Raw genomic sequence first — 22,285 nt, 5'->3', positions numbered from 1 at the left:
ACATTGCACCATGAGAGTCACGCATTCGCAATGGGGTACCGCACAAAGGCGGATGCAAAATCGCCGCACTGTATCGATGTTGCCATGCAGCATTGGCTCGGTTACCGGGGAACGGCTCCGCGCCGGCTGCATCCAATTTCCCGTGAACCCAAGATGGAGGCACCCATGCAACTCGAAGGCTCCTGTCATTGCGGCGCCGTGCAGTTTTCGCTGCACAGCGCCACGCCCGTTCCCTATCAGCGTTGCTACTGTTCGATCTGCCGCAAGACGCAGGGTGGCGGAGGCTATGCGATCAACATCGGCGGCGACGCGAAAACGTTGAAGATAAAAGGCAAAGACGACATCAGCATCTACCACGCCGTCATGCGCGTTCGGGGCGAGCGCACGCATGCGAGCAAGGCGGAGCGCCATTTCTGCCGGCGCTGCGGCAGCGCGCTATGGCTGTTCGATCCGGCGTGGCCGGAGCTGATGCATCCGTTCGCCTCGGCCATCGATACGCCGCTGCCGGCGCCGCCGGAAACCACGCACCTGATGCTGGATTTCAAGGCGCCGTGGGTGCAGATCGATGCGGGGAAAAAGGACAAGCAGTTCAGCGTTTATCCGGAAGAATCGCTGGCCGAATGGCATGCGCGGCTGGGGCTGACGTCACCGGAATGAGCCGATGGCAGCCGACTGACTAAATAGAGAGAACGAATGGAGGGCGGCACCAGCCGGCACGCCGCCCCGAAATCAGGGAATGCTCAAAGAATCGTCGACAGCGTCGCTTCGGCAATCTGCATCGACTGACGATCCAGCACGCGCATCTGCGCATCGAGACGATAGATCAACGGCACGCCGTTGGGCACTTCGAAACTTGCCGCCTCGTCGTCGGGCATGTCTTCCAGCAGCTTGACCAGGGCCCGCTGGCTGTTGCCGTGCGTGCAGATGATGATGTTCTTGCCCAGCTTCAATTGCGGCACGACGGCTTCGTCCCAGAACACGCGCACGCGTTCGACCGTATCCTTCAGCGATTCGCCCAGCGGCAGCAGTTGCGGCGCAATGTCGCGATAACGCGCTTCAAGTACCGGCGCGCGCGGATCGTCGGCCGGCATCAGCGGCGGACGGCTGTCGAAGCCGCGACGCCATTTCCACACCTGTTCCTCGCCGAACTGCGCGATCGTGTCCTCGCGCCGCAGCCCGGTCAGCGCGCCGTAGTGGCGCTCGTTCAGCCGCCAGTGCTTGACGATGGGCAGGCACATCGCATCCATTTCTTCGAGGATCAGCCATTGCGAACGGATGGTGCGCTTCAACAGCGAGGTGACGGCGAAATCGAAACGGAAACCGGCCTCCGCCAATGCACGACCGGCGCGGCGCGCCTGCTGGCGGCCTTTTTCGGTGATGTCGATATCCGTCCAGCCGGTGAAACGGTTTTCCATGTTCCATTGCGACTCGCCGTGGCGGACGATGACCAGATTGCCCATTCTTTTTCCGTATCGGAAACACAAAGGTGCAAGATTAACCGAGATTGCGAATGTCGGTTTATCAACAGATGCTTTTACGGAACGTCCATCGCTGCAGACCGGTTGCACAAATCACCATGCAAATCGCCGTTTTGCAGAAAAAACCGGCTTTTCCGGCGCATCTGCCAGCACGAAGCGGCAATCAATATGAGAACATGGCGTCAACGCCGCTGACGCTCGCCGCGTTGCCTGCTCATCGACATTTGCCGCCGATGCCAGGCGCGCGCACAGACGGGCGTCAGCCGTTCAGGAATATCGGGAAACTCCTTCATGCAATTCAGTACTCGCATTCTGCTGTCGGCGCTGCTGCTGGCCGTCGCCGGCTGCTCCAGCGCGCCGCCCGCGGTCTATACGGAAGAAAAGTTCGATTCGACGAATATCTATTCGCGCCGTTTCGAAGTCAGTTCCACCGTCGCCTGCGAAGCGGTGCGCCGCACGCTGCTGAGCCAGGGTTACGTGATCGTCACATCCAGCCCCAACCAGGTCACCAGCAGCAAGAGCTTCCAGCCGCGCGACGATGCGCATGTGCAGATTTCGTTCCGCGTGGTCTGCACCGACGACGACGCCAAGGGCGACAAATCGTCGATCTACGTGAATGCGCTGGAAGACCGCTATGCGCTGAAGAAGGTCAACAACGTCGCCAGCCTCGGCGTGGGCGTATTGGGTTCGGTATCGCTGCCGTTCTCGTCGAGCGATGATTCGCTGGTGAAGGTGGCGAGCGAGACGATCTCGTCCGACAAGTTTTATTCGCGCTTCTTCTATCTGGTGGAACGCTTCCTGGACAACGCCACGATAGAAGACGAGGACGAGGACCATCTGGCGCCGCCAGCGGCGACGCCCAAGCCCGCTCCGGTCAAGCCGGTTTCGACGGAGCGTCCAGTGACGACGATGCCGTCTTCCGCCACAAGTGAGACGCCGGTGGCAGCTGCTCCTGCAGTGACCACGCCGGCCATGTCTGTCACGTCTGGCGCTGCCACCACCGCTGCTGTTGCATCCGGAGTTGCCGCGACGCCTGCGCCCATAATCGTGCCTCCGGTCGCAACTGCGGCGGCGGTTGCTTCCACTGCTCCCGCGCCAGTAACAACTCCTACAGCAATTCCTGCAACAGTCCCTGCAGCGACGACTCCTGCACCAACGCCGGACGCGCCGATCGCAGCGCCTGTCGCTACCGCAACGACAACCGAGACAGTGGCCAATGCAGCGGCAGTTGCCGCGGCATCCTCTCAAACCGCTGCAGCCGCCACCGAAACCGTTGCCTCGCATGCCGCAGAAACACCCGCGCCGACAGCAGTATCGACATCGGCTCCGGCATCGCCGTCAATCGCTTCTCCGGCAAATGTTGTGCCAACCACCGTTCCGCCAACCGCCGCACCTCAACCGTAACGTCTCCGATCACCGTCGTCAGGAAGCTTTCGCTCCCGGCAACTGCCAGCCGCCACCCAGTGCACGATACAGACTGACCGATGCCTGCAGCCGCTGCATGTGCAGCTGCGCGACGGCATCCTGCGCACCGTAGAAGGTGCGCTGCGCATCCAGCAGCACCAGCGCGGTTTCCGCGCCGGCGCGATAGCGCGATTCGGCCAGCGTCAATGCGCGCTGCGCCTGGCGCGCTTCCTCTTCCTGCGCCACGCGCTGCGCATCGATGCCAGTGATCGCGTTCAACGCCGTTTCCACATCGCCGTACGCGGCGACGATTGCCTGCCGGTACTGCGCCAATAACTCTTCGCGCTGCGCCATCGCCAGATCGCGGCCGGCCGCCAGTCGCCCCGCGTTGAAGATCGGCGCCAACAGGCCGGCGGCCGTGTCGTAGACCGGATTGTCGAACAGCGTGTGCGAGCGATTGCTGCGCGCGGAAATGCCGGCCGTCAGCGTCAGCGTCGGAAACATCGCGGCGCGCGCAGCAACGATGTCGGCATCGGCCGCGCGCAGCTGCGCTTCGGCCTGTGCGATGTCCGGCCGCCGCGCCAGCAGCATGCTCGGCACGCCCGCGCCTATCGTCGGCACCTGCAATGCGGCAAGATCGCCGGCCGTCAGCGTCAGCGAAGCGACGTCGCGCCCCAGCAGGATGGCGAGCGCAGTGCGGCTGTCGCGCTCCTGCTGCTGCAGCGCCGCCAGCACACGCTGCTGCGCGGCCACCACGCCGCGTTGCTGCGCCAGTTCCAGCTGCATGGCCGCGCCGGCGCGCGCACGCGATTCGACCAGTTTCAGCAGACGCTGCGCGCTGTCGAGACTGCGTGCGGCGATCACGGCACGTTCGCGCAGACCGACTGCCTGCATCCACGCCGAAGCCACGCCAGCCGTCACCGTCAGGCGCACGGTATCGCGATCGAATTCGGCGGCACGCAGCAAGGCGCCTGCCTGATCGCGGATGGCGCGGTTGCGTCCCCAGAAATCCACTTCGTAGCTGGCGGCAATGCCGGCCGCGTAGGTGGTGCCGGTCGTCTCGGCATGGCCGCCGAGCCGGCCGTTGCGTCGTGCGTCAACGCTGGCCGACACTTCCGGCAGCAGCGCGGCGCCGGCAATGCGCGCCGTCGCGCGCGCCTGCTCCACGCGCGCCGCTGCGGCGGCCACGTCGAAGCTTTGCGTCTGGACCGCTTCGATCAGTCCATCCAGTTCGGCGCTGCCGAAAGCGCGCCACCAGTCGAGTGTGACCGTCAGCTCTGCATTTCTCTGCTGTTCGTTTTGCGTTGCATGCAGCCAGCGCGCCGGCGCGGGCGACGCCGCCTCGCGCGGCGGCGGCTGCAGTGCGCAGGCCGACAGCATCAGCAACATGCCTGTCGTCGTCAGGATCTTCAGTTTCTTCATTGTCATCGACTCGTTCATTCGGAAGCCAGCGCCACGACCGGATCGAGCGCGGCCGCTTTCTTCGCCGGCATGTAGCCGAAAATCAGCCCGGTCGCCAGCGAACAGGCGAATGCGCCGATGATGGCCGTCACCGAAAAGATCACCGGCACGCCGGACAGCAGCAGTACCGCGCCAATCGCCAGCCCGCCCAGCACGCCGATCGCGCCGCCGACCACCGACACCAGCACCGCCTCGGTCAGGAACTGGCGCAGAATGTCGCGCTGACGCGCGCCGGTCGCCACGCGGATGCCGATCTCGCGCGTGCGTTCGCGCACCGTCATCAGCATTACGTTCATCACGCCGATGCCGCCGACCACCAGCGAGACGGCGGCGATCAGGCCCAGCATCATCTTCATCGCGTTGCTGGTCTGCGCGGCAGCCTGCAGCTTGGCGGCGGCATTGCCGATACGAAAATCGTCGCGGCCGCGCCGTGCGACCAGCAGCTCCTTCATCGCCTGTTCGGCTTCCTGCACCACGTCCTCGGACGCCGCTTCTACCACCGTGTAGTCCGGCTCGGCGCGCGCATCGTAGACGCGCATGCGGCCGGAGTCGTACGGAATGAAGATCATCTCGTCGTAATCCTGCGAACCGGAATCGGCGCCGCGCTCGGCCATGACGCCGATCACCTCGAACGGCGCGTCGACGATCAGAATCTGTTTGCCGATCGGATCGCTGCCATCGGGGAAGAAGTTCTGCCACGCCTTGTGTCCGATCACGGCAACCGGCGCCAGACCGCGATCTTCCTGCTGCGTGAAGAAGCGTCCGCGTGCGACGCGCCAGCGATGCACCTGCGGCATCACTGCCGCACTGGCGAACACATAGACCTGCCGGTCGACATTGCGATAACGCACGGTGACCGGATCGCCGATGATGGGCATCACGTGACCGATCTGCGGCAACGCGGCGACAGCATCGAGATCATCCATCGTCAGTCTGCCCGGCGGGCCACCATTCGACGGATAGCCGCTGCCCAGGTACATGATGGTGGTGCCGAGCGAACCCATTTCGGCGATCACGCGCTGCTTCGCGCCTTCACCGACGGCCAGCATCACGATCACCGACGCCACGCCGATGACGATACCCAGCAGCGTCAGGCCGGTGCGCACGCGGTTCAATCGCATGCCGCGCCATGCGGTACGTGCCGCTTCGCGCAATTCCGCACGCCAGGTCGCACCTTCGGCATCGCGGCCGGCTTCTTCCATGCGCGGCGCAGGCAATGCGTTGTTCGATTTTGATTGTGTACCGCTGTCGCCGACGATGTTGCCGTCGCGGATTTCGATGACGCGCCGCGCCTGCGCCGCCACATCGCGATCGTGCGTGATCAGGATGATGGTGTGGCCGGCATCGGCCAGCTCGTGCAGCAACGCCATCACTTCGGCGCCGCTCTTGCTGTCGAGTGCGCCGGTCGGCTCGTCGGCGAGGATGATGCGGCCGCCGTTCATCAGTGCGCGCGCGATCGAGACGCGCTGCTGCTGGCCGCCGGACAACTGATTCGGCCGGTTGTGCAGCTTGTCGTGCAAACCCAGCCGCGTCAGCAATGCCGCCGCGCGTTCGGCGCGGGCTTCCTCCGGCATGCCGGCGTAGATCGCCGGCACCTCGACGTTCTCGCACGCCGATTCGGTCGCGATCAGGTGATAGCCCTGAAACACGAAGCCGAACGCTTCGCGGCGCAACCAGGCAAGCTCGTCGCCGTCCAGCGTCGCGACATCGCGGCCGTTGAACAGATAACGGCCGGAACTCGGCCGATCCAGACAGCCGAGCAGATGCATCAGCGTCGATTTGCCGGAACCCGAGGTGCCGACGATGGCGACGAATTCGCCGGCGCGAATCTGCAACGACAGGCCGTGCAGCACTTCAACCGCCGGCGCGCCGTCTTCGCCGCCATACTGCTTGCGAATGTCGTGCAGTTCGATCAGCGACGGCGCTTCCTGTGCTACCACTGGAATCTCCGTTTTCCTTCCTGCGGCTGCATTTCGCCGACGATCAGCGACTCGCCTTCGCGCAAGCCATCGAGTATCTGCACCGCCAACCTGTCCGCCACGCCGCCGCGTACTTCACGTGCCTGCGGCCGGCCGTCGTTACCGAGCACGCGCGCGCGATAGCGCTGCGGCTTTTCCGGGATTGCCTGCAATGCGCCCAGCGGCGCCACCAGCACGTCGCGCGCGGCAGCAGTGACGAACAACACCTGCGCCGTCATCTGCGGCAGCAGTTCGGCATCGGCGTTGTCCACGTCGAACAGCACCGTGTATTGCACAACCTTGCTGACCGGCGTCTGCGTGCCGCTGCCGTTCTGGTTCGCACCTTCCGGCTGCGGAGGCGCCGGCAGCACCTGCCGCACCGTGCCCTGCCAGCTACGGCTGTCACCGGCCAGCGTGGTGAAGGATGCTTTCTGTCCCGCCTTGACGCGGCGGATGTCGGCTTCCGACACCGTGGTCCACACCGTCATCTGCGACAGGTCGGCGATGCGCATCAGCGTCGGCGTCTGGTAGGTCGCGTTCAGCGTCTGGCCTTCCTTCGCATCGACGCCGATCACCGTGCCGGCCATCGGCGCATAGATACGCGCGTAGCCGAGCCGCGCTTCGTCGGCCTTCAGGCTGGACTGGGTGCGCACGATGCGCGCTTCCAGTTGGGCGATGCGCGCGGCGGCCGCGGCCAGTTCGGCTTCTGCCGTCTGCACGTCTTCCAGACGCGTCGCTTCTTCGCGTAACAGTTGCTGCTGGCGCGCCTGTTGTTGTGCGGCCAGACGATGCAAGGCGCGCTGTTCCGCCAGTTGCGCGCGCAGATCGTTCTGTTCGGCCCGGCCGGCTTCGACCGTCGCCTGCAACACGCTGGCATCGATCTCGGCGAGCAACTGGCCTTTCTTGACGACGTCGCCCGGCTGCACGTGGATGCGCGTGATCTGGCCCGACACCTGCGCGCCGACCTCGACCGAACGCATCGGCTGCAGCGTGCCGATTGCCGTCACGCTGGCTTCGATGTTGCCGCGCGCGACCGGCGCCGTTTCGTAGCGCGTCGTGTCGCGCAGTCCCGCCCACAGCGCGCCGGCTGCCACCACGCCCAGCAGGGCGACGACGATCCATCCCGTTCTGCGGCGAAGCAGCGCCTTCGCCTGTTTATCCCACTGCATCAGCAATCAACCTTGAATCTGCACCGAATGAAATCGGCCTTGAAGCCGGCTGCTTCGCCAAGCGGCGTGCAGCCGACAACCTTGTCCGCCCTGCTTACTGCGCGACGAAGCTGAGTGTGGTGATGTAGCTCAGCTTTTCCACCTTGCGGCCGGCAATTTCCGTATCGGCCGCAACCTGGTGATGGCCGACCAGAACGAAGCGGCCCTTGTCGCCGGCTGGCACGGTGATGCGGCCTTCCTTGTCGGTCTGGAAGCGCTTCGACCATTTTTCAGGATTGATGACGGTAACTTCCTTGCCGGCCAGCGGCTTGCCTTTGAAAGTCAACGTGAAGACATTGCCGTTGGCCGCAGTCGGCACCAGTTCGAAATCCAGCTTCACAGCCGTTTCGCTGCGGCCGGCACGCGCGTTGAAGATGGCTGCTTCGTATTTGCCATCGCGGTTCTTCCACGGCTCCCACACCAGATCGTTGACGAGGCGCACGTCGCCGGCGCCCTTCACGTCCGCTTCCAGATGATCCTGCTTGACGGTCAGTGCCGCATGTTTGGCGCGATCGGCAGTGAAGACTTGCGTGGCGGTCTTCAGCTTGACGACATCGTCGCCGGTATCGTGCTGGCCGTCGGCATCGCCGACGTAGATGCGCGCCGGCGCACTGCCATCACGTTCGATCCAGATCTGATGCGCCGATGCGGAAACGGCGAACGAAGCAAGCAACAGCGACAACAACGATTTTTTCAACATGACATTCTCCCGATGAAAAGAAAAAAGACGAGCCGGGTACAGCGCGGCTCGCGTAAGGGCAGGAAACAATTAGCGGTACATGGTTAGAAGCGCATATCGAGGCCGACGCGGACGTTACGCGGCGCGCCGTAGTAGGAATTGGTATCGCTCGTCAGGTAGTACGACTTGTCGAAGGCGTTGTACACATTGAAAGTTGCCGACAGATTCTTCGAAATGTCGTAACGCGCCACCAGATCGACGACCGAGTAGGCCTTTTGCTTCAAGCGAACGCTGTTCGGACCTTGATCGTCGCTGTAAGTGTCGCCTTGCCAACGCACACCACCACCAACCGTCAGACCGTTGCCGATGCTGGCGATACGGTAGGTCGTGAAGAGTTTGAAGGTATTCTGCGGCACGTTCGTATTGAGCGGCTTGTCTTCGCGATCCTTTGTGATGTTGCGCGAGAAGCTGGCCGATGCCTGCCAGTTACGCAAGATTTCGCCGCCGACTTCAACTTCGAAACCGCGCGTTTCCGTACCGGATTCCGCCTCAAAGATCGTGTGCCCCGTCGGCGTCAACGCAGATGGCACTACCGCTACCGCAAGATTGTCCTGCTTGACCTTGTAGATGGCCGCAGCCACGTTCAGCCGTTTGTTGAAGAACTCGCCCTTGGCGCCGATCTCGTAGCTTTTTCCTTGCAGCGGATCAATGACATTGTCGTTGGCATCGTAATTATTCTGCGGCTTGAAGATGTCGGTATAGCTGGCGTATGTGGACCAGTTATCGTTGATGTCATAGACGATCCCGGCATAAGGAATGACCTTATGTTCCTTGCGATTGTCTATGCTGTCCGTTTCGGCGGGATCGTAGTAATCGGTCCGCTTGTCGGTCTCCCAACTGGTATAGCGTGCACCGAGAATCACCGACAAATCATCTGCCGGTTTGAATCGCGCAGTGGTATAGGCGCTGTTCGTATGCTCACGCATCACGATGTCGCTGCTGGCCGGATTGTATGGTTCTGCCGGCGTATTGCCATCCCAGGTATAGATATTCGGAATGGCACTGCTCCAGCTTCCCAGCCACCACAGACCATAACCTTGCGTATCGTCTTTTGTGTAGGTCGACGTTATACCGGCCACCAGATCGTGCTTGCGACCGAAGAGCGTGAACGGACCTGTGGCATAGAGATCCAGACTGTTCTGCTCCGGCTCGCCACCCCAGCGGCCTGCCCATAGCGACATGCCCGCGCCCGTCGTTTTATTCGGATAGGCGCCATAACTTGCCGCGTAGCCCAGCACTTCGTCGTACCTGCTCTTCGAGTACGTATACGTCCCCTTGACCAGCCATTCGTTGTCGAAGTGATGTTCCAGCGACGCAAACAAGGTCTGACTGTCACGTTTCGAATAGGCCCAGGAAGCTGCAGCGGATTTGGAACGCGACCAGTCCGTCAGACTGCCGTCCGAGAAAAATCTCGGCAAGCCGGCACGCGCATGGCCGGTTGCATCTTGATCCTGCAATGTAAAACCGACCGTCATCAGCGTGGCCGGTGCGATGTCGGCTTCTACGATGCCGGAGATAATCTTCTTTTTCTCTTCCAGCCGATCAATATAGGAATCGTTTTCCTGATAGGCAGCAATCAAGCGGCCGCGCAGCGTGCCTGCCTCATTCATTGGTGTCGATACGTCGGCTTCGGCACGGTAGTAATCCCATGAACCAGCTTCGACACGTCCCGATGCCTGGAAGGTGCGCGTCGGGCGCTTGCGAATCATGTTGATCGTCGCGCCCGGCAGGCCGATGCCGTTCATCAAGCCCGTTGCACCGCGTACTACCTCAACGTGGTCGTACAACACCATGTCGTTGGTCTGGAAAATATCGCCGTAGTTGCTATAAAGCTGGTCGACGCCATCGATCTGATAGTTATCGACCTGAAACCCGCGGGCGTAGATAGGAGTACTGTCCGAACCGGCATTGCCACCACCGCCCAATGTCAAACCCGGTGTCTGCACAACGACATCCGACAACTGCGTCAACCCCTGATCCTCCATGCGCTGGCGCGTGATCACGCTGACCGACTGCGGCGTCTCGCGCAGCGACAGGCTCAACTTGGTCGCCGTGCTGGCCGAACCCGTGGTGTAGGAGCCGGTGCCTTCGGTGGTCGCGCCCATGTCGGAGACAACCTGCACCATCGGCAGCGTGGCGCTGTCGCGCGGCACGGCAGCCGATTGCTTGCGCAACGTGTAGCTGCCATCTTCGCGTTCGACGATTTCCAGTCCGCTGCCGGACAGCAGGCGACTCAATGCTTCGCGTGCGGAATAGTTGCCGGACAACGCCGGCGCGCTCAATCCTTGCGTCAGTTGCGGATCGAACGACAGCGCAATGCCGGATTGCGCCGCGAAGCTGGACAACGCGCGACCGAGCGGGCCGGCGGCAAGCTGATAGTTTTTGGCGGCAGCGCCATCGAGTGATACACCGGCGGCGAGAACAGACTGGCTGGCGCCGGCGGCACCGGCCATGGCGAGCCCCAACAGGGCGATACGAACCGCCTGGACGAGGCGGCGCTCCGTGCAGAGCGGACGTGCGGATTGCATGGGAGGACTTCCTTTCGACTGGCAATATGGTTTCTTCGTCTTCCTTGCCAGCCGAGATCGGAAAAAGTATCACCGCCTCGCGATTATTTTTTCCTGTTGCTTTCTTCTACCGCTTCCGTATGTGCTTTCGCATGTGTTTCACTACGCGCCACCAGCGTGATCCAGCGACCGCCGAGGCGGGTCACGGCATCGACCGGAACGGCGGAAACCAGCATCGCCAGCGCCTGATCGGTATCGTCGATCGGGAAGGCGCCGGACACACGCAGGTTCGCCACTTCCGGTTCGACGCGCACGATGCCGCGCCGATAACGTTCCAGCTCCGCGGCAAAATCGGCGATGCGCATGCGGTCGGCCATCAGCATGCCGTGCGTCCACGACACTGCGGCATCATCGGCTTCGGCGCTGCGCTCGATCGTTCTGCCGGTGAAGAACGCTTGCTCGCCGGCCTTGAGAATTCGCTGCGTTGATGGCGCATCCTTGGGCGTGATACGTACCGCGCCTTCCAGCACCACCAGATGCGTGCGATCGCCTTCTTCACGCACGCTGAAACGCGTGCCCAATGCTTCCATGCCGCCTTCCACCGAATGCACGCTGAACGGCCGCCGCGGAAATGCCGTATCGGGCGCGGTCTGCACCAGGATTTCGCCTTCGCGCAGCATGATCGTTCGCTGTGTCGCATCGAAGCGCACATCGATCGCGGTCTGCGTATTCAGTGTGACGCGCGTGCCGTCGGCCAGCTGGATATCGCGCCGTTCGCCCAGCGCAGTACGGTAGTCGGCAGCCCAGCCTTTTTCCTCGACCAGTTGCCAGCCAAACCAGCCGGCCGGCAGGGCCGCCAGCAGCACTGCCAGCTTGGCAACGACGGCGCGGCGACCCGGCGACATGCGATTCAATGCGGGCATCGCCAGTGCCGGCGGCAAGCCGCCGAACTTGTGCATCACGCGCTCCGCACGCGCCCATGCCTGCGCGTGCGCCGGGCTGCGCTGCCGCCAGCTTTCGCAGGCGGCGCGGTCGGCCGCCGTCGCCCTGCCATCGCTCAACTGCACCATCCAGTCGGCCGCTTCTTCGAGGATGCGTTTGTCGATCGTCGCGTCGAAACTTGCCATCACGTCACTCCGCAATCAGCAGGCAATGCAGGAAGGCCTGCTTCATGTAGCGCTTGACCGAAATCAGCGATACGCCCAGTTCGCCCGCGATGTCTTCGTATTTCATGCCTTCGATCTGCGACAGCAGGAAGGCGCGCCTTACCTTGTTCGGCAAGGCATCGAGCATGGCGTCGATCTCGTGCAGCGTTTCCAGCAGAATGTAGCGCTGCTCGGCCGACGGCGCGAGTTGCTCCGGCATCGCTACCAGCGCTTCCAGATAGGCGCGTTCCAGCGCCTGCCGCTGATACCAGTTGACAACCAGTCCCTTGGCGACCGTCGTCAGATAGGCGCGCGGCTCATGCAGCGACGACACGTCGCGCGAGGCGAGGATGCGGGTGAAGGTGTCCTGCGTCAGGTCGGCCGCATCGAAAGCGTTGCCGATCTTCTTGCACAACCAGCCGAGCAGCCAGCCGTGATGATTGCTGTACAAGGCGGCGACCGCCTCACGTTGATGCGCGATTTCAGTCGACACGGTTGCGCTCCCCGCCGTCTTGCGCCATGGGCGATACTGTTGCCGATGTTGTCGATGCAGCGGTGGGGTCGGCGACGTCATCCTCGTCGCGGAGTACGAACTGTACTGCCTGCGGCTGCTCCGCCAGCACGCACTGTTCGCCGGTGCGGCGGCACTGATCCTGTTCGCGCCAGTAATCGTCGTGGCTGACGCAGCCGGTGCGGCAGATCACCGCATCCATTGCCGCCGCGCCGACCAGGTTTGCCGCATCGTCATCGGCCGGCACAGGCACCACCTGCCTGCGCAGGCGTTCTCGCATCAGCTCCTGCACGCGGCGCGTCAGCGATTCCACACGCTGCGCCAATGTCACGCGCGCCGGCAAGCCGGGGATGCCGTCGCGCAGCGCTGCCATGTCCTGGCGCAGATACGCGAGCGCGGTCTCGCGCACCAGCAGTTCGCCGCGCAGCCTGACCAGTTCGCCCTGCAGGCGCGCGATCTCCGCCGCCTGCCGCGCCACCAGTTCCGTGCAACGCGTCTGCACGCGGCCGTACTGCTGCAGCAGCGCTTTGTGCTCGCGCATCATGTTGTTCATTTCTTCGTCGGAATGTTCCATGCCTCGTCTCCGGCCGCATCGTTGCGGATGCAGCATCTGCCCGCACTGCACGACGCAGCATGGACTCTGAAGGGCGGTCAGGAAGCAGCCGACGCGGCCAGCGGGAAACCGCCCGAAGCGCCATTATAAATGAGAATTATTATCATTCAAATTCAGTGTTGTATCGATTTCACGCGGGATACTCGTCAATCAACGGAAAAGGCCGATAGAGGCCAGCCGATAGCGTCTATCAGGAAAGGGAGTAAAAAGCCGGGGATACCTGCCGGACGCACTACCAGCGGCAGTCCATCGGCAATAGTGATGTGCGATGACGCCGAGGCAGGACGCCTCGACAGAGAAGCCGCTACTTCAAGCGCAGTAGCGAATGGCCCGCGACGACAGGCGCGTCGCGCTCACTTACGCTCATGAATCGATCGTACGGTCAGCCGCGAATCCACTCGATCAGCAGATCGCCGAATTTCGACGTCGACGTACCGCCGCCCAGGTCGGCGGTGCGGCCGCTGTCGGTCGCCAATACGGCATCGATTGCATCGCGCAGCTTCTGCGCCTGCGCCGGTTTGCCCACATGGTCGAGCATCAGCGCACCGGCCAGCAGCAGCGCGCTCGGATTCGCCAATCCCTTGCCGGCGATGTCGGGCGCGGAGCCGTGCACCGCCTCGAAGATCGCCGCGTCCTCGCCGATGTTCGCACCCGGCGCCATGCCGAGGCCGCCGACCAGGCCGGCGATCTGGTCGGACAGGATGTCGCCGAACAGGTTGGTGGAAACGATCACGTCGAACTGCCACGGGTTCAGCACCAGCTGCATCGCGCAGGCATCGACAATGCGGTCGTCGTATTCGAGCCGGTCGGCGTAATCGAGGCCGACTTCCTTCGCGGTTTCGAGGAACATGCCGGTCAGCGCCTTCAGCACGTTGGCCTTGTGCACGATGGTGACCTTGCGGCGATGGTTGCGCACCGCGTAGTCAAACGCGAAGCGGGCGATGCGGCGGCTGCCGGCGCGCGTGTTGATGCCGGTCGCCATCGCCACCGCATGCGGATCGCCGCCGATCGGCACGTAATGCTCGTGGCCGACGTACAGGCCTTCGAGGTTTTCGCGCACTAGCACCAGATCGATCTTGTCGTAGCGGCCGGGAATAATGGTGCGCGCGGGACGCACGTTGGCGTACAGCTGGAAGGCTTCGCGCAGACGCACGTTGACGGAGCGGAAGCCGCCGCCGACCGGCGTCGTCAGCGGACCTTTCAGTGCAAGACCGGTGCGGCGTATGCTGTCCAGCGTCTCGGTCGGCAGCAGGTCGCCATTCTTTTCCAGTGCGTTCAGACCGGCCTGATGCGTTTCCCATGCGAACGGGCTGCCCAGCGCATCGAAGACGCGCACCACAACATCGACGATTTCCGGTCCGATGCCGTCTCCGGGGATGAGCGTTGCTGGAATGCCGTGCGGTGTTGCGTTCGCCATGAGAAGTCCTCCCGATCGATGAACAAGACGGACAGTGTATTCCCATCCGTCAACCAGCGTTCGCGCCTCGATCGATGAAATTTTTTGCGTGCATTGCCCGAAAGCTGTCCTTCCAGGCGCCGGCTTTCTTATTCGGCCACGCGACCTAAGTTATAGTACGTCCACGGTCGGCGGCGTCATTGCGGTGTCGCGACAGGCCTTTTCCCTGACTAGATATTGGAGATTTCCGGATGGATGTGAACGTATACCGTGGCGAAGGCAAACTGCAGCACGTGGTCGAAGTCGGCCCGCACAAACTGATCGCCGACGCGCCGTCGCAATACGGCGGTGAGGATGCCGGCTTCACGCCGCACGACCTGCTGGCCGCTTCGCTCGGTGCCTGCACCGCGCTGACGCTGAATATGTATGCGCAACGCAAGGGCATGGATCTGCAGAAAGTCGACGTGAAAGTCGAGCACGCGGACAAGGACGGTGCCTACGTCTTCCATCGCAAGCTGACCTTCCACGGCAACCTGACCGACGAGCAGAAGACCAGCCTGCTCGGCATCGCCGACAAGTGCCCGATCCACAAGGTGCTGTCCGGCGAAATCAAGATCGTCACCGAGGCGGTGTAAGCATGGACGCCGGCAGCGCACTGGAAGTCGTCGTCGTCCCGCGCACGCGCGACCTGGGCGACAATTTCGAAGTCCGCCGCGCGCTGCCGACTACGCAGAAGCGCATGGTCGGCCCCTTCGTCTTTCTCGACCAGATGGGACCGCACGGTTTCGATGCCGGCACCGGCCTCGATGTGCGGCCGCATCCACATATCGGGCTGGCGACCGTTACCTATCTGTTCGACGGCGAGATCGAGCATCGCGACAGTGTCGGCTCGGTGCAGGTAATCCAGCCGGGCGCGGTCAACTGGATGACGGCCGGCAGCGGCATCGTCCATTCTGAACGCACGGCCGCCGACAAACGCAAGAAACCGTCGTCGCTGTTCGGCCTGCAATGCTGGGTCGCCCTGCCGAAGGCGCACGAGGAAACCGATCCTTCCTTCGCGCACATTGCTGCCACGTCCTTGCCGACGCTGGAAGGCGAAGGCGTCTCTGCCACCATCGTCGCCGGCAGCTTCTTCGGCCAGCGCGCGCCGGTGCCGACGCTATCCGACCTGTTCTACGCCGATGTCGTGCTGCAGCCGGGCGCGCGGCTCGACGTGCCAGCCGACTATCCGGAACAGGCGATGTACGTGGTCGAAGGAAAACTCGATCTCGGCCGCGACGGCATGTTCGAAGCAGGTCAGTTACTGGTACTGAAGGCGAATACCGCCGTCACGCTGCGCGGCGCTGGCCCCGGCATGACGCGGCTGATGCTGCTGGGCGGCGAGCCGATGGACGGCTCGCGCTATGTGTCGTGGAATTTCGTGTCCAGCTCTCTCGACCGTCTCGAACAGGCGAAGGACGACTGGAAACACCAGCGTTTTGCCGCCGTGCCCGGCGAAACCGAATTCATCCCGATGCCGGACATTCCCGGCAAGCCGGTCGGCTATCCGTAGCACTCGGCTGTGCCCGATTGCCGATACGGCAGCGATTGCATCAACTGCTGCGGCCGTCGTACTGGTGCCGCTTCAGCGCCGACAAATCCACATTTTCCAGACAGCGCGCATTGATCGCTGCCATCTCGTTACCGGCCGGATCGGTGCCGAAGGCAAACGGCTGGCAACCGCAGGTCGTACAGAAACGGTGTTCAATGCGATGCGTGTTGAATTTGTACGTAGTCAACGCATCGCCACCGCTCTTCAGCGTGAATTTCGTGCGCGGCACGAACCACAGCAGCGTGCCCTTGCGGCTGCAATACGAACAATTGCATTCGATCGCATGATCGAGTTCGCCTTCCGCCTCGAACGTCACGTTGCCGCAGTGGCAGGAACCCTGGTAGTGCATGTCGTCTCCTTATGCGTGTTGCATCGATATCCTGCGAATTCTAGCGCGATACCCAGATGAAAAAACCGGCCGCCGCGAGCATCGCGACGGCCGGCAACAGGCACGAGTAAACGAGGACGAATCAGACCGCGCTGACCAGTACGGCTTTCGCCGCATCGGCCGGCGCATCGCCTTCCATCACGACGATGCGGCTGGCGCCGCCCTTGTCGGACGACAGCGTGGTCGACACGTTGCGCAGCGGGCCGATCGCGGTGCCGTTGGCCATGCCCATCGGATTGGTACGGAAACGCGCGACCGGCGCATCCTGTCCGCTGACATAGACGCTGTAGTCGGTGTCCGGCTTCAGCTTGAACAGCGACACTTCCAGCGCATCGACGACGCCGAGGTTGCGCGCGACGACGAAGCCCTTGCCGTCCTTGCCGACCGGCTTCAGCGCAACGTTGATCGATTCGCCATTCACGCGCGACACCAGATTCTGCGTACCGCTGTCGCCTTCCGGCACCGCATGCGTCAAGTAGACCAGCGCCTGCGGCGCCTGGCCGATCGGGATGTGCGCGATCACCTTGTTGCTGGCGGTGTCGATCGCTTCGACCGCATCGCCGTTCTCCAGGCCGACATAGACGCGGCTGCCATCACCGGACGTCCAGATGCCGTGCGGCAGCGCGCCGGTCGGAATCGTCGCGACCAGCTTCGCTTCGTCGCCGGTTGTGTAGACCTTGACGCAGTTCTCGCCGCCGATCGTCACATACGCATAGCTTTCGCCGCCAACCTGTGCGAACGCCAGGTGGTTCGTGATGAAGCCGGTATCGATGACACCTTTCACTTTCAGCGTCTTCGTGTCGATGCGCGTGACCTTGCCGACGTCCTTGTGCGTCATCCACATTTCCTTGTAATCGGGCGTGAACTGCAGGAACGGCGAGAACGGGCTGACGACCGGGATGCGCTTGACGATGCTGTGTTTTTTCACATCGATCACGTCCACTTCCGGCGTGAAGCTGGAAACGGCAAAGGCTAGCTTGCCGTCCGGCAGGAACTGCACCATGCCGGGGCCGGGCGCGGTCTGGATGCGGCGCGTTTCCTTGAAGGTCTTCGGATCGATGACGGAAATGTAGTCCTCGCCGCGCACGACGACCCACACTTCCTTGCCGTCGGCGGTAAAGAAGCCTTCGTGCGGCGAGCGGCCGATATAGGTCTTGCCCTTGACGGCGTTCGTCGCGGTATCGATGAAGGTCACCGAGTTGGAACCGTTGGAGACGACGATCAGCGTCTTGTGGTCCGGTGAAAAGCCCATGCCGTGCACGTTGATCTCGCCCTTGTACAGCGGCGACAGCACGTCGGGCCGCTGGTTGCCGAGGCGGATCTGGCCCAGCAGCGTATTGGTCGCCGGATCGATGACGGAAACCGTGTTGCTGTTCTGGTCGGCGGTGTAGACGCGATCCTGCGCCGACGGCGCGGCAACAGCGGCGCCGGCCAGTGCGGAAGCGAGTGCAGCGGCGGCGCAGGCGAGCGCAGTCTGTTTCAGCGAGAGAGAAGGAAAATGCATGGTTCGTCCTTTGTGGTGAAGAGTTATCGCGCCGGTTGCGCGGTCGCGTTCGGAGAAGTCGTGTGTGGATGGCGTTTCAGCCACAACTGCATCAATTGGATTTCGTACTGCTGTTCGGTGACGATGCCCTGCGCCAAGTTGCGCATTTCCGGATCGTTCGTGTACAGCAGCACGGCTTTCGCCATGTCGACCGCGCCTTGATGATGCGGAATCATCATCGTGACGAAATCGTGGTCGGCATTGCCGTTCATCGGTGCGCTCGCCATGCCGTATTCCATGACGGCCATCGCGTCGCCCATCAGGCCGTCGAACGGCTTGGCGGTGCTGGCGATGAACGGCGGCGGCACGGCCTGCGGCGTCATCTGCATGGATGGCATGCCGTGCTGCATGGCATTGCCCGTGTCATGGTTCATATCGTGTGCGAACGAGGCCTGCATGCAGAATGCACAGGCGAGCGCTGTCCACACGGCAGGCGCGCGTGCGCCTGCCGGCTTGTGTTTTTTCATCGGGGTTTATTCTCCAGTTGCGCGTAGACGGCGTCGGCCACACGTGCCAGCTCACCCTTGTCGATGCCGGCCGACAAGGCATAGCCGAAACTGCCGTCTATCCAGTAAAAGACATTGACCAGTCCTTCTTGCGCGAAGCGGAAACCGGTGTCGCTGCCGGCCTTTTCCTTGTTCGACACATACAGCGTCAGACGCTGGCCGCCTGCATCGTGGTACATGAACTGCGCCACCGGCCCGTTGTCGCCCGGCAGCAGGCGGCCGCCGATCAGTTCGTAGCCGAGACTGCCGAGATGCGGCGGACGCATCGCCGTACCCAGCCTTTTCGACAGCCACGCGACCAGTTGCTCTTCCTGATCGGCACCGATCTCGACCGGACGGCGCGCATCCGGGCTGTAGACCACGTGCGCGATCGCCGCCTGCCGCGCGAAGGCCGCATCGGCCACCGGAATCACGGCCGCATCCGGCACCGCATACCGCGCCAGCATGCCGGCGGGCTGCACCGCGCCGTGCAAGGTCCAGCCGCCGACGCCGCCGGCCAGTGCCAGCAGGACTGCCGCCGCATAACGTCCTATGTGCGAACCGAAGCGCTGCGACCAGTCCACCATGCCGGACGACAGTCGAGATGGCACCGGCTCGTCCAGCACCGGATCGAACAGCCGGCGCAGGCCGTCGTTCTGCGCCTGCCAGGCCGCGACACGCGCCCGCTCTTCCGGCCGCGTCGCCAGATAATCGTCGATCTCCGCGCGGCGCGCTTCGCTGAGCAGGCCGTCGACATAGGCATGCAGGTCAGCTTCGGTAACAACAGTGCGCTGATTCATTTGACCACCTTCAACGGCGAAACCACGGTCCGCCCTTCCATCTGTGCGCGCAACTTCTGCCTGGCGCGCGACAGGCGCGACATCACGGTGCCGATCGGCAAACCCAGCGTCGCCGCCACTTCGGCGTACGGCATCTCTTCCAGCGCGACCAGCAGCAGAATTTCGCGCTGTTCGGCCGGCAACGTCTGCAATGCCGATTCGAGGTCGCGCATTTCCAACGCATCGGCCTGCGCCGCGCGTACCGGCGGCAGCGGCGTGTCGTCGTCCAGCACATCGGTCTGGATCGCCGGACGCCGCACCTGATCCACATGCAGGTTGTGCATGATGCCGAACAGCCAGGCGCGCATGTCGCTGCCGCGCTGCCACGAAGACAGCTTGCGCCAGCCGCGTTCCATCGTGTCCTGCACCAGATCGTCGGCGCGCGCACGATCACCGACCAGCGCCCGCGCATAGCGGCGCAGGCGCGGGATACAGGCGATCAGCCGCTCGCGCTCATCCTGCATGGCTGCCATCCGGAAGCGCTCAGTCCTTGACGACGTGCCAGATGTCCTTGAAGTTGTCGCCGTTGCGGTCGCCCGCCTTCTTGTCCTGCACGAAGGTGTACAGCGGCTTGCCTTTATAAGTCAGCTGCTTGACGCCGTCGTCGCGCGTGATCGCGCCGTAGGGCGCGACCGGCTTGGCGTCGCCCGCGGCCACTACCGGCCACAGCGCCGCGCAGCCGCCATAGCAGGCGCTCTTGCCGCTGTCGGCAGTGTCCTTGTCGAAGGTGTAGACGGTCATGCCGCCATTAGTAATGAGAATGCCATCGGCCTTCTTGACCGGAACGCCTTGTGCAAACGCGGTCGCGGAAAAGGACAGTACAACGGCTGCAGACATCAACAGACGGGAGATTTTCATGGCGTTGTTCCTTATCGTGATGGATCGTGGATGATCGTGAATAAGCAGAAAGCGCAACTGCGCCTCGGCGGCGCTTCGCAAGTGTGCGCCGACATGGAGGTATACGAAAGGACGACCCGATTTATTCCCACGCCGGATAAAAAATTCTTGCTGTTGCCGCATTGCATCGCCTGCCGGCGGATTGCCACGACGCTGCATCCCTGATGTGTCCCCCCCGAACGGGCGGCAATCCGGCATCGCCCATGCATGAATCTTGCTTTTGCTTATTTATCGAACCAAGGACAAGGCAATGACAATCACGGCAACCTCTCCGCAAGCACCGCGCGGCGCCCAATTGTGGCGCGAACGGCTCGACCTGCTGCTGGAATCGACCGGCGACGGCGTATTTGGCGTGGATATGGAAGGCAATTGCATCTTCATCAACCGAGCGGCCGCCGACATGATCGGCTACTCGCAGGAAGAAGCGCTGCACCAGAACATGCACCGGCTGATCCATCATTCGCACGATGACGGCAGCCTGTATCCAGTCGAAGATTGCCCGATCTTCCATGCGTTCAGCCACGGCCTGCCCTGCCATATTGAGGATGAGGTGCTGTGGCGCAAGGACGGTACGTCGTTCCAGGCCGAGTACACGTCACATCCCATCGTTGAACGCACAGGCGACGGTGAAACCATCCTCGGCGCGGTCGCCACGATCAAGGATATTTCGGAACGCAAACGTGCCGAGCACCTACTGAAGCAGGCCAACGACGAACTGGAACGCCGCGTCGCCGAACGCACCGGCGAACTGACGAAGGCGCTGGCCGACCTTCGCGAACTAGCTGCCTATATGGAAACGATGCGTGAAACCGAACGCACGCGCATTGCGCGCGAAATCCACGACGAACTCGGCTCGCTGCTGGTGGCGCTAAAGATGGATGTGAACTGGCTGGAAAAACGCGTTGCCGACCGACCGCCGCTGGCACGCAAATGCGAAGGCATGGGCGAACTGATCGACATCGCGGTCGACAATGTCGGCCGCATTATTACCGACCTGCGCCCCAGCATCCTCGACCATCGCGGCCTGTGGGCGGCACTGGCATGGCAGGTGCAGGAATTCCTGAAGAGCGCGGAAATGGTCTCCGACATCCAGATCCACATTGCCGCCGGCGTCGGCCATCCGGAACGCGCGCAGGCCACGGCCGTGTTCCGCATCTTTCAGGAAATGCTCTCCAACGTCGCGCGGCACGCACGCGCCGATACGGTCTCGATCCGGTTGCTGGTCGACGTGCCGCCGGAGCCGGTGCTGTTCATCGAAGTGCGTGACGATGGCGTCGGCGCAACGCACGAGGAGCTGAACAGCCCGCAGAGCTACGGCGTGGTGGGGATGCGCGAGCGCGCCGGCTACTTCGGCGGCAGGTTGACGATCGACGGCCTGCCCGGACAAGGCACCTGCGTCAAGCTGATCATGCCGTTGATCATCGAAACCCGACAGGAAACCCCATGAACCATCCGATTCGTGTTCTCGTCTGCGACGATCACCTGATCGTGCGCCAAGGCATCCGCCAGATTCTGTCCGATGCCGGCGATATCGACGTTGCCGCCGAAGCGGCAAGCGGGCCGGAAGCAGTGCGCATGATGCGTGAGGCGGTGGTCTCCGGAAACGGCATAGATGTTGTGTTGCTCGACATCGCCATGCCACAACGCGACGGGCTCGACATGCTGAAGCAGTTCAAAAATGAATTCCCGAAGCTGCCGGTGCTGATCCTCAGCACCTATTCCGATAAGCAATATGCGGTATTCAGCCTGCGGCTCGGTGCGGCGGGCTACCTGAATAAGAGCGCCGATTCCGAGCAAATGATCGCGGCGATCCGCAAGGTCGCGCAGGGCGGCGTCTTCATCACGCCGTCAGTTGCCGAACTGCTGGCGTCTTCGGTCGGCGCAGGTCCGGCCGATCGCGGCTACAAGCCGGTCGAGGAAATGCTGTCGCAGCGGGAACTGCAGGTATACCGGCTGCTGTCGCAAGGCGCCAGCGTCGGCGAAATCGCGGCGCAGTTGTCGCTGTCGCCGAACACTGTCAGCACCTATCGCGCGCGCATTCTCGAAAAGACCGGCGTACGCAATGACGTCGAACTGGCGCTGTACGCAGTACGGCAATCGTCGGCCCCCGAATGACTTTCAC

General features: G+C 62.9%; 23 protein-coding genes. 7 read left to right on the top strand and 16 right to left on the bottom strand.

Translation table 11 applies throughout. The features are described from left to right. The first annotated feature begins 165 nt into the window (after positions 1-165). Positions 166-657: a GFA family protein gene (locus ACO1VH_RS13995; RefSeq protein ID WP_486245079.1), complete on the top strand. Its 492-nt coding sequence runs from the start codon at positions 166-168 to the stop codon at positions 655-657. 83 nt (positions 658-740) lie between these two features. Here ACO1VH_RS13995 and gpmA read toward each other — a convergent pair whose 3' ends face one another. Next, positions 741-1,460: a 2,3-diphosphoglycerate-dependent phosphoglycerate mutase gene (gpmA, locus tag ACO1VH_RS13990; RefSeq protein ID WP_486245078.1), complete on the bottom strand. Its 720-nt coding sequence runs from the start codon at positions 1,458-1,460 to the stop codon at positions 741-743. A gap of 309 nt (positions 1,461-1,769) precedes the next feature. Between gpmA and ACO1VH_RS13985 the strand changes: the two genes are divergently transcribed. Then, on the top strand, positions 1,770-2,882 hold the full coding sequence (locus ACO1VH_RS13985) for a DUF2242 domain-containing protein (RefSeq protein WP_486245077.1): 1,113 nt from the start codon (positions 1,770-1,772) through the stop codon (positions 2,880-2,882). A gap of 18 nt (positions 2,883-2,900) precedes the next feature. Here the strand turns inward: ACO1VH_RS13985 and ACO1VH_RS13980 are convergent, their stop codons facing one another. The 9 genes from ACO1VH_RS13980 to ACO1VH_RS13940 form a co-directional block, all read right to left on the bottom strand. Further along, complete coding sequence (locus tag ACO1VH_RS13980) at positions 2,901-4,304, bottom strand: efflux transporter outer membrane subunit (protein ID WP_486245076.1); 1,404 nt, start codon at positions 4,302-4,304, stop codon at positions 2,901-2,903. 14 nt (positions 4,305-4,318) lie between these two features. Further along, positions 4,319-6,283: an ABC transporter permease gene (locus ACO1VH_RS13975; RefSeq protein ID WP_486245075.1), complete on the bottom strand. Its 1,965-nt coding sequence runs from the start codon at positions 6,281-6,283 to the stop codon at positions 4,319-4,321. Then, positions 6,277-7,470: an efflux RND transporter periplasmic adaptor subunit gene (locus ACO1VH_RS13970; RefSeq protein WP_486245074.1), complete on the bottom strand. Its 1,194-nt coding sequence runs from the start codon at positions 7,468-7,470 to the stop codon at positions 6,277-6,279. The genes ACO1VH_RS13975 and ACO1VH_RS13970 overlap by 7 nt, the downstream gene beginning before the upstream one ends. 94 nt (positions 7,471-7,564) lie before the next feature. Beyond that, positions 7,565-8,209, bottom strand: a complete 645-nt coding sequence (locus ACO1VH_RS13965; protein ID WP_486245073.1) for a nickel uptake transporter family protein — start codon at positions 8,207-8,209, stop codon at positions 7,565-7,567. Positions 8,210-8,292: 83 nt separating this feature from the next. Beyond that, positions 8,293-10,776: a TonB-dependent siderophore receptor gene (locus tag ACO1VH_RS13960; protein ID WP_486245072.1), complete on the bottom strand. Its 2,484-nt coding sequence runs from the start codon at positions 10,774-10,776 to the stop codon at positions 8,293-8,295. Between the two features lie 83 nt (positions 10,777-10,859). Beyond that, positions 10,860-11,882 (bottom strand): FecR domain-containing protein, encoded by a 1,023-nt coding sequence (locus ACO1VH_RS13955; RefSeq protein ID WP_486245071.1) that lies wholly within the window; start codon positions 11,880-11,882, stop codon positions 10,860-10,862. Positions 11,883-11,886: 4 nt separating this feature from the next. Next, positions 11,887-12,393 (bottom strand): sigma-70 family RNA polymerase sigma factor, encoded by a 507-nt coding sequence (locus ACO1VH_RS13950; protein WP_486245070.1) that lies wholly within the window; start codon positions 12,391-12,393, stop codon positions 11,887-11,889. Then, complete coding sequence (locus ACO1VH_RS13945) at positions 12,383-12,985, bottom strand: DUF2325 domain-containing protein (protein ID WP_486245069.1); 603 nt, start codon at positions 12,983-12,985, stop codon at positions 12,383-12,385. Before ACO1VH_RS13945 ends, ACO1VH_RS13950 begins: the two co-directional genes overlap by 11 nt. Positions 12,986-13,406: 421 nt before the next feature. Then, positions 13,407-14,441: an isocitrate/isopropylmalate dehydrogenase family protein gene (locus ACO1VH_RS13940; RefSeq protein ID WP_486245068.1), complete on the bottom strand. Its 1,035-nt coding sequence runs from the start codon at positions 14,439-14,441 to the stop codon at positions 13,407-13,409. 230 nt (positions 14,442-14,671) lie between these two features. Here ACO1VH_RS13940 and ACO1VH_RS13935 point away from each other — a divergent pair, with 230 nt between their 5' ends. Beyond that, complete coding sequence (locus tag ACO1VH_RS13935) at positions 14,672-15,055, top strand: OsmC family protein (protein WP_486245067.1); 384 nt, start codon at positions 14,672-14,674, stop codon at positions 15,053-15,055. A gap of 2 nt (positions 15,056-15,057) precedes the next feature. Continuing rightward, entirely contained in the window at positions 15,058-15,972 is a 915-nt protein-coding gene (locus tag ACO1VH_RS13930; protein WP_486245066.1) for a pirin family protein, read from the top strand. A 40-nt stretch (positions 15,973-16,012) separates the two neighbouring features. Here ACO1VH_RS13930 and ACO1VH_RS13925 read toward each other — a convergent pair whose 3' ends face one another. From ACO1VH_RS13925 to ACO1VH_RS13900, 6 genes are all read right to left on the bottom strand, one after another. Continuing rightward, the gene (locus ACO1VH_RS13925; RefSeq protein ID WP_486245065.1) at positions 16,013-16,360 is read right to left on the bottom strand and encodes a GFA family protein; all 348 of its coding nucleotides are present in this window, start codon (positions 16,358-16,360) and stop codon (positions 16,013-16,015) included. 121 nt (positions 16,361-16,481) lie between these two features. Continuing rightward, complete coding sequence (locus ACO1VH_RS13920; protein ID WP_486245064.1) at positions 16,482-17,903, bottom strand: YncE family protein; 1,422 nt, start codon at positions 17,901-17,903, stop codon at positions 16,482-16,484. Positions 17,904-17,926: 23 nt separating this feature from the next. Beyond that, positions 17,927-18,409, bottom strand: coding sequence for a DUF305 domain-containing protein (locus ACO1VH_RS13915; RefSeq protein WP_486245063.1), 483 nt, complete (start codon positions 18,407-18,409; stop codon positions 17,927-17,929). Beyond that, complete coding sequence (locus ACO1VH_RS13910; protein ID WP_486245062.1) at positions 18,406-19,227, bottom strand: anti-sigma factor family protein; 822 nt, start codon at positions 19,225-19,227, stop codon at positions 18,406-18,408. The genes ACO1VH_RS13915 and ACO1VH_RS13910 overlap by 4 nt, the downstream gene beginning before the upstream one ends. Beyond that, a complete protein-coding gene (locus ACO1VH_RS13905; protein ID WP_486245061.1) occupies positions 19,224-19,730 on the bottom strand; it encodes an RNA polymerase sigma factor in 507 nt (168 codons plus the stop codon). Before ACO1VH_RS13905 ends, ACO1VH_RS13910 begins: the two co-directional genes overlap by 4 nt. A 19-nt stretch (positions 19,731-19,749) precedes the next feature. Continuing rightward, positions 19,750-20,124, bottom strand: coding sequence for a COG4315 family predicted lipoprotein (locus ACO1VH_RS13900; RefSeq protein WP_486245060.1), 375 nt, complete (start codon positions 20,122-20,124; stop codon positions 19,750-19,752). Positions 20,125-20,154: 30 nt separating this feature from the next. Between ACO1VH_RS13900 and ACO1VH_RS13895 the strand changes: the two genes are divergently transcribed. The 3 genes from ACO1VH_RS13895 to ACO1VH_RS13885 all read left to right on the top strand — a co-directional run bounded on the left by ACO1VH_RS13895 (position 20,155) and on the right by ACO1VH_RS13885 (position 22,278). Continuing rightward, a complete protein-coding gene (locus ACO1VH_RS13895) occupies positions 20,155-20,328 on the top strand; it encodes a hypothetical protein (protein ID WP_486245059.1) in 174 nt (57 codons plus the stop codon). Between the two features lie 85 nt (positions 20,329-20,413). After that, positions 20,414-21,610 carry a PAS domain-containing sensor histidine kinase gene (locus ACO1VH_RS13890; protein ID WP_486245058.1) on the top strand — a complete coding sequence of 399 codons (1,197 nt, stop codon included), beginning with the start codon at positions 20,414-20,416 and terminating at the stop codon, positions 21,608-21,610. Next, positions 21,607-22,278: a response regulator gene (locus ACO1VH_RS13885; protein WP_486245057.1), complete on the top strand. Its 672-nt coding sequence runs from the start codon at positions 21,607-21,609 to the stop codon at positions 22,276-22,278. Before ACO1VH_RS13890 ends, ACO1VH_RS13885 begins: the two co-directional genes overlap by 4 nt. Positions 22,279-22,285: the final 7 nt, after the last annotated feature.

It is taken from the genome of Oxalicibacterium sp. (genome assembly GCF_057353965.1).
Note: the sequence above shows the minus strand (reverse complement) of the source record. Positions and strands in the feature narration are given on the sequence as shown.

Coding starts and splice junctions, on each gene's coding strand:
- ACO1VH_RS13995 (WP_486245079.1), top strand. CDS start 166: ATGCAACTCGAAGGCTCCTGTCATTGCGGCGCCGTGCAGTTTTCGCTG.
- ACO1VH_RS13930 (WP_486245066.1), top strand. CDS start 15,058: ATGGACGCCGGCAGCGCACTGGAAGTCGTCGTCGTCCCGCGCACGCGC.
- ACO1VH_RS13895 (WP_486245059.1), top strand. CDS start 20,155: ATGATCGTGAATAAGCAGAAAGCGCAACTGCGCCTCGGCGGCGCTTCG.
- ACO1VH_RS13940 (WP_486245068.1), bottom strand. CDS start 14,441: ATGGCGAACGCAACACCGCACGGCATTCCAGCAACGCTCATCCCCGGA.
- ACO1VH_RS13885 (WP_486245057.1), top strand. CDS start 21,607: ATGAACCATCCGATTCGTGTTCTCGTCTGCGACGATCACCTGATCGTG.
- ACO1VH_RS13900 (WP_486245060.1), bottom strand. CDS start 20,124: ATGAAAATCTCCCGTCTGTTGATGTCTGCAGCCGTTGTACTGTCCTTT.
- ACO1VH_RS13920 (WP_486245064.1), bottom strand. CDS start 17,903: ATGCATTTTCCTTCTCTCTCGCTGAAACAGACTGCGCTCGCCTGCGCC.
- ACO1VH_RS13925 (WP_486245065.1), bottom strand. CDS start 16,360: ATGCACTACCAGGGTTCCTGCCACTGCGGCAACGTGACGTTCGAGGCG.
- ACO1VH_RS13915 (WP_486245063.1), bottom strand. CDS start 18,409: ATGAAAAAACACAAGCCGGCAGGCGCACGCGCGCCTGCCGTGTGGACA.
- gpmA (WP_486245078.1), bottom strand. CDS start 1,460: ATGGGCAATCTGGTCATCGTCCGCCACGGCGAGTCGCAATGGAACATG.
- ACO1VH_RS13890 (WP_486245058.1), top strand. CDS start 20,414: ATGACAATCACGGCAACCTCTCCGCAAGCACCGCGCGGCGCCCAATTG.
- ACO1VH_RS13960 (WP_486245072.1), bottom strand. CDS start 10,776: ATGCAATCCGCACGTCCGCTCTGCACGGAGCGCCGCCTCGTCCAGGCG.
- ACO1VH_RS13905 (WP_486245061.1), bottom strand. CDS start 19,730: ATGCAGGATGAGCGCGAGCGGCTGATCGCCTGTATCCCGCGCCTGCGC.
- ACO1VH_RS13955 (WP_486245071.1), bottom strand. CDS start 11,882: ATGGCAAGTTTCGACGCGACGATCGACAAACGCATCCTCGAAGAAGCG.
- ACO1VH_RS13985 (WP_486245077.1), top strand. CDS start 1,770: ATGCAATTCAGTACTCGCATTCTGCTGTCGGCGCTGCTGCTGGCCGTC.
- ACO1VH_RS13980 (WP_486245076.1), bottom strand. CDS start 4,304: ATGAAGAAACTGAAGATCCTGACGACGACAGGCATGTTGCTGATGCTG.
- ACO1VH_RS13935 (WP_486245067.1), top strand. CDS start 14,672: ATGGATGTGAACGTATACCGTGGCGAAGGCAAACTGCAGCACGTGGTC.
- ACO1VH_RS13945 (WP_486245069.1), bottom strand. CDS start 12,985: ATGGAACATTCCGACGAAGAAATGAACAACATGATGCGCGAGCACAAA.
- ACO1VH_RS13965 (WP_486245073.1), bottom strand. CDS start 8,209: ATGTTGAAAAAATCGTTGTTGTCGCTGTTGCTTGCTTCGTTCGCCGTT.
- ACO1VH_RS13970 (WP_486245074.1), bottom strand. CDS start 7,470: ATGCAGTGGGATAAACAGGCGAAGGCGCTGCTTCGCCGCAGAACGGGA.
- ACO1VH_RS13910 (WP_486245062.1), bottom strand. CDS start 19,227: ATGAATCAGCGCACTGTTGTTACCGAAGCTGACCTGCATGCCTATGTC.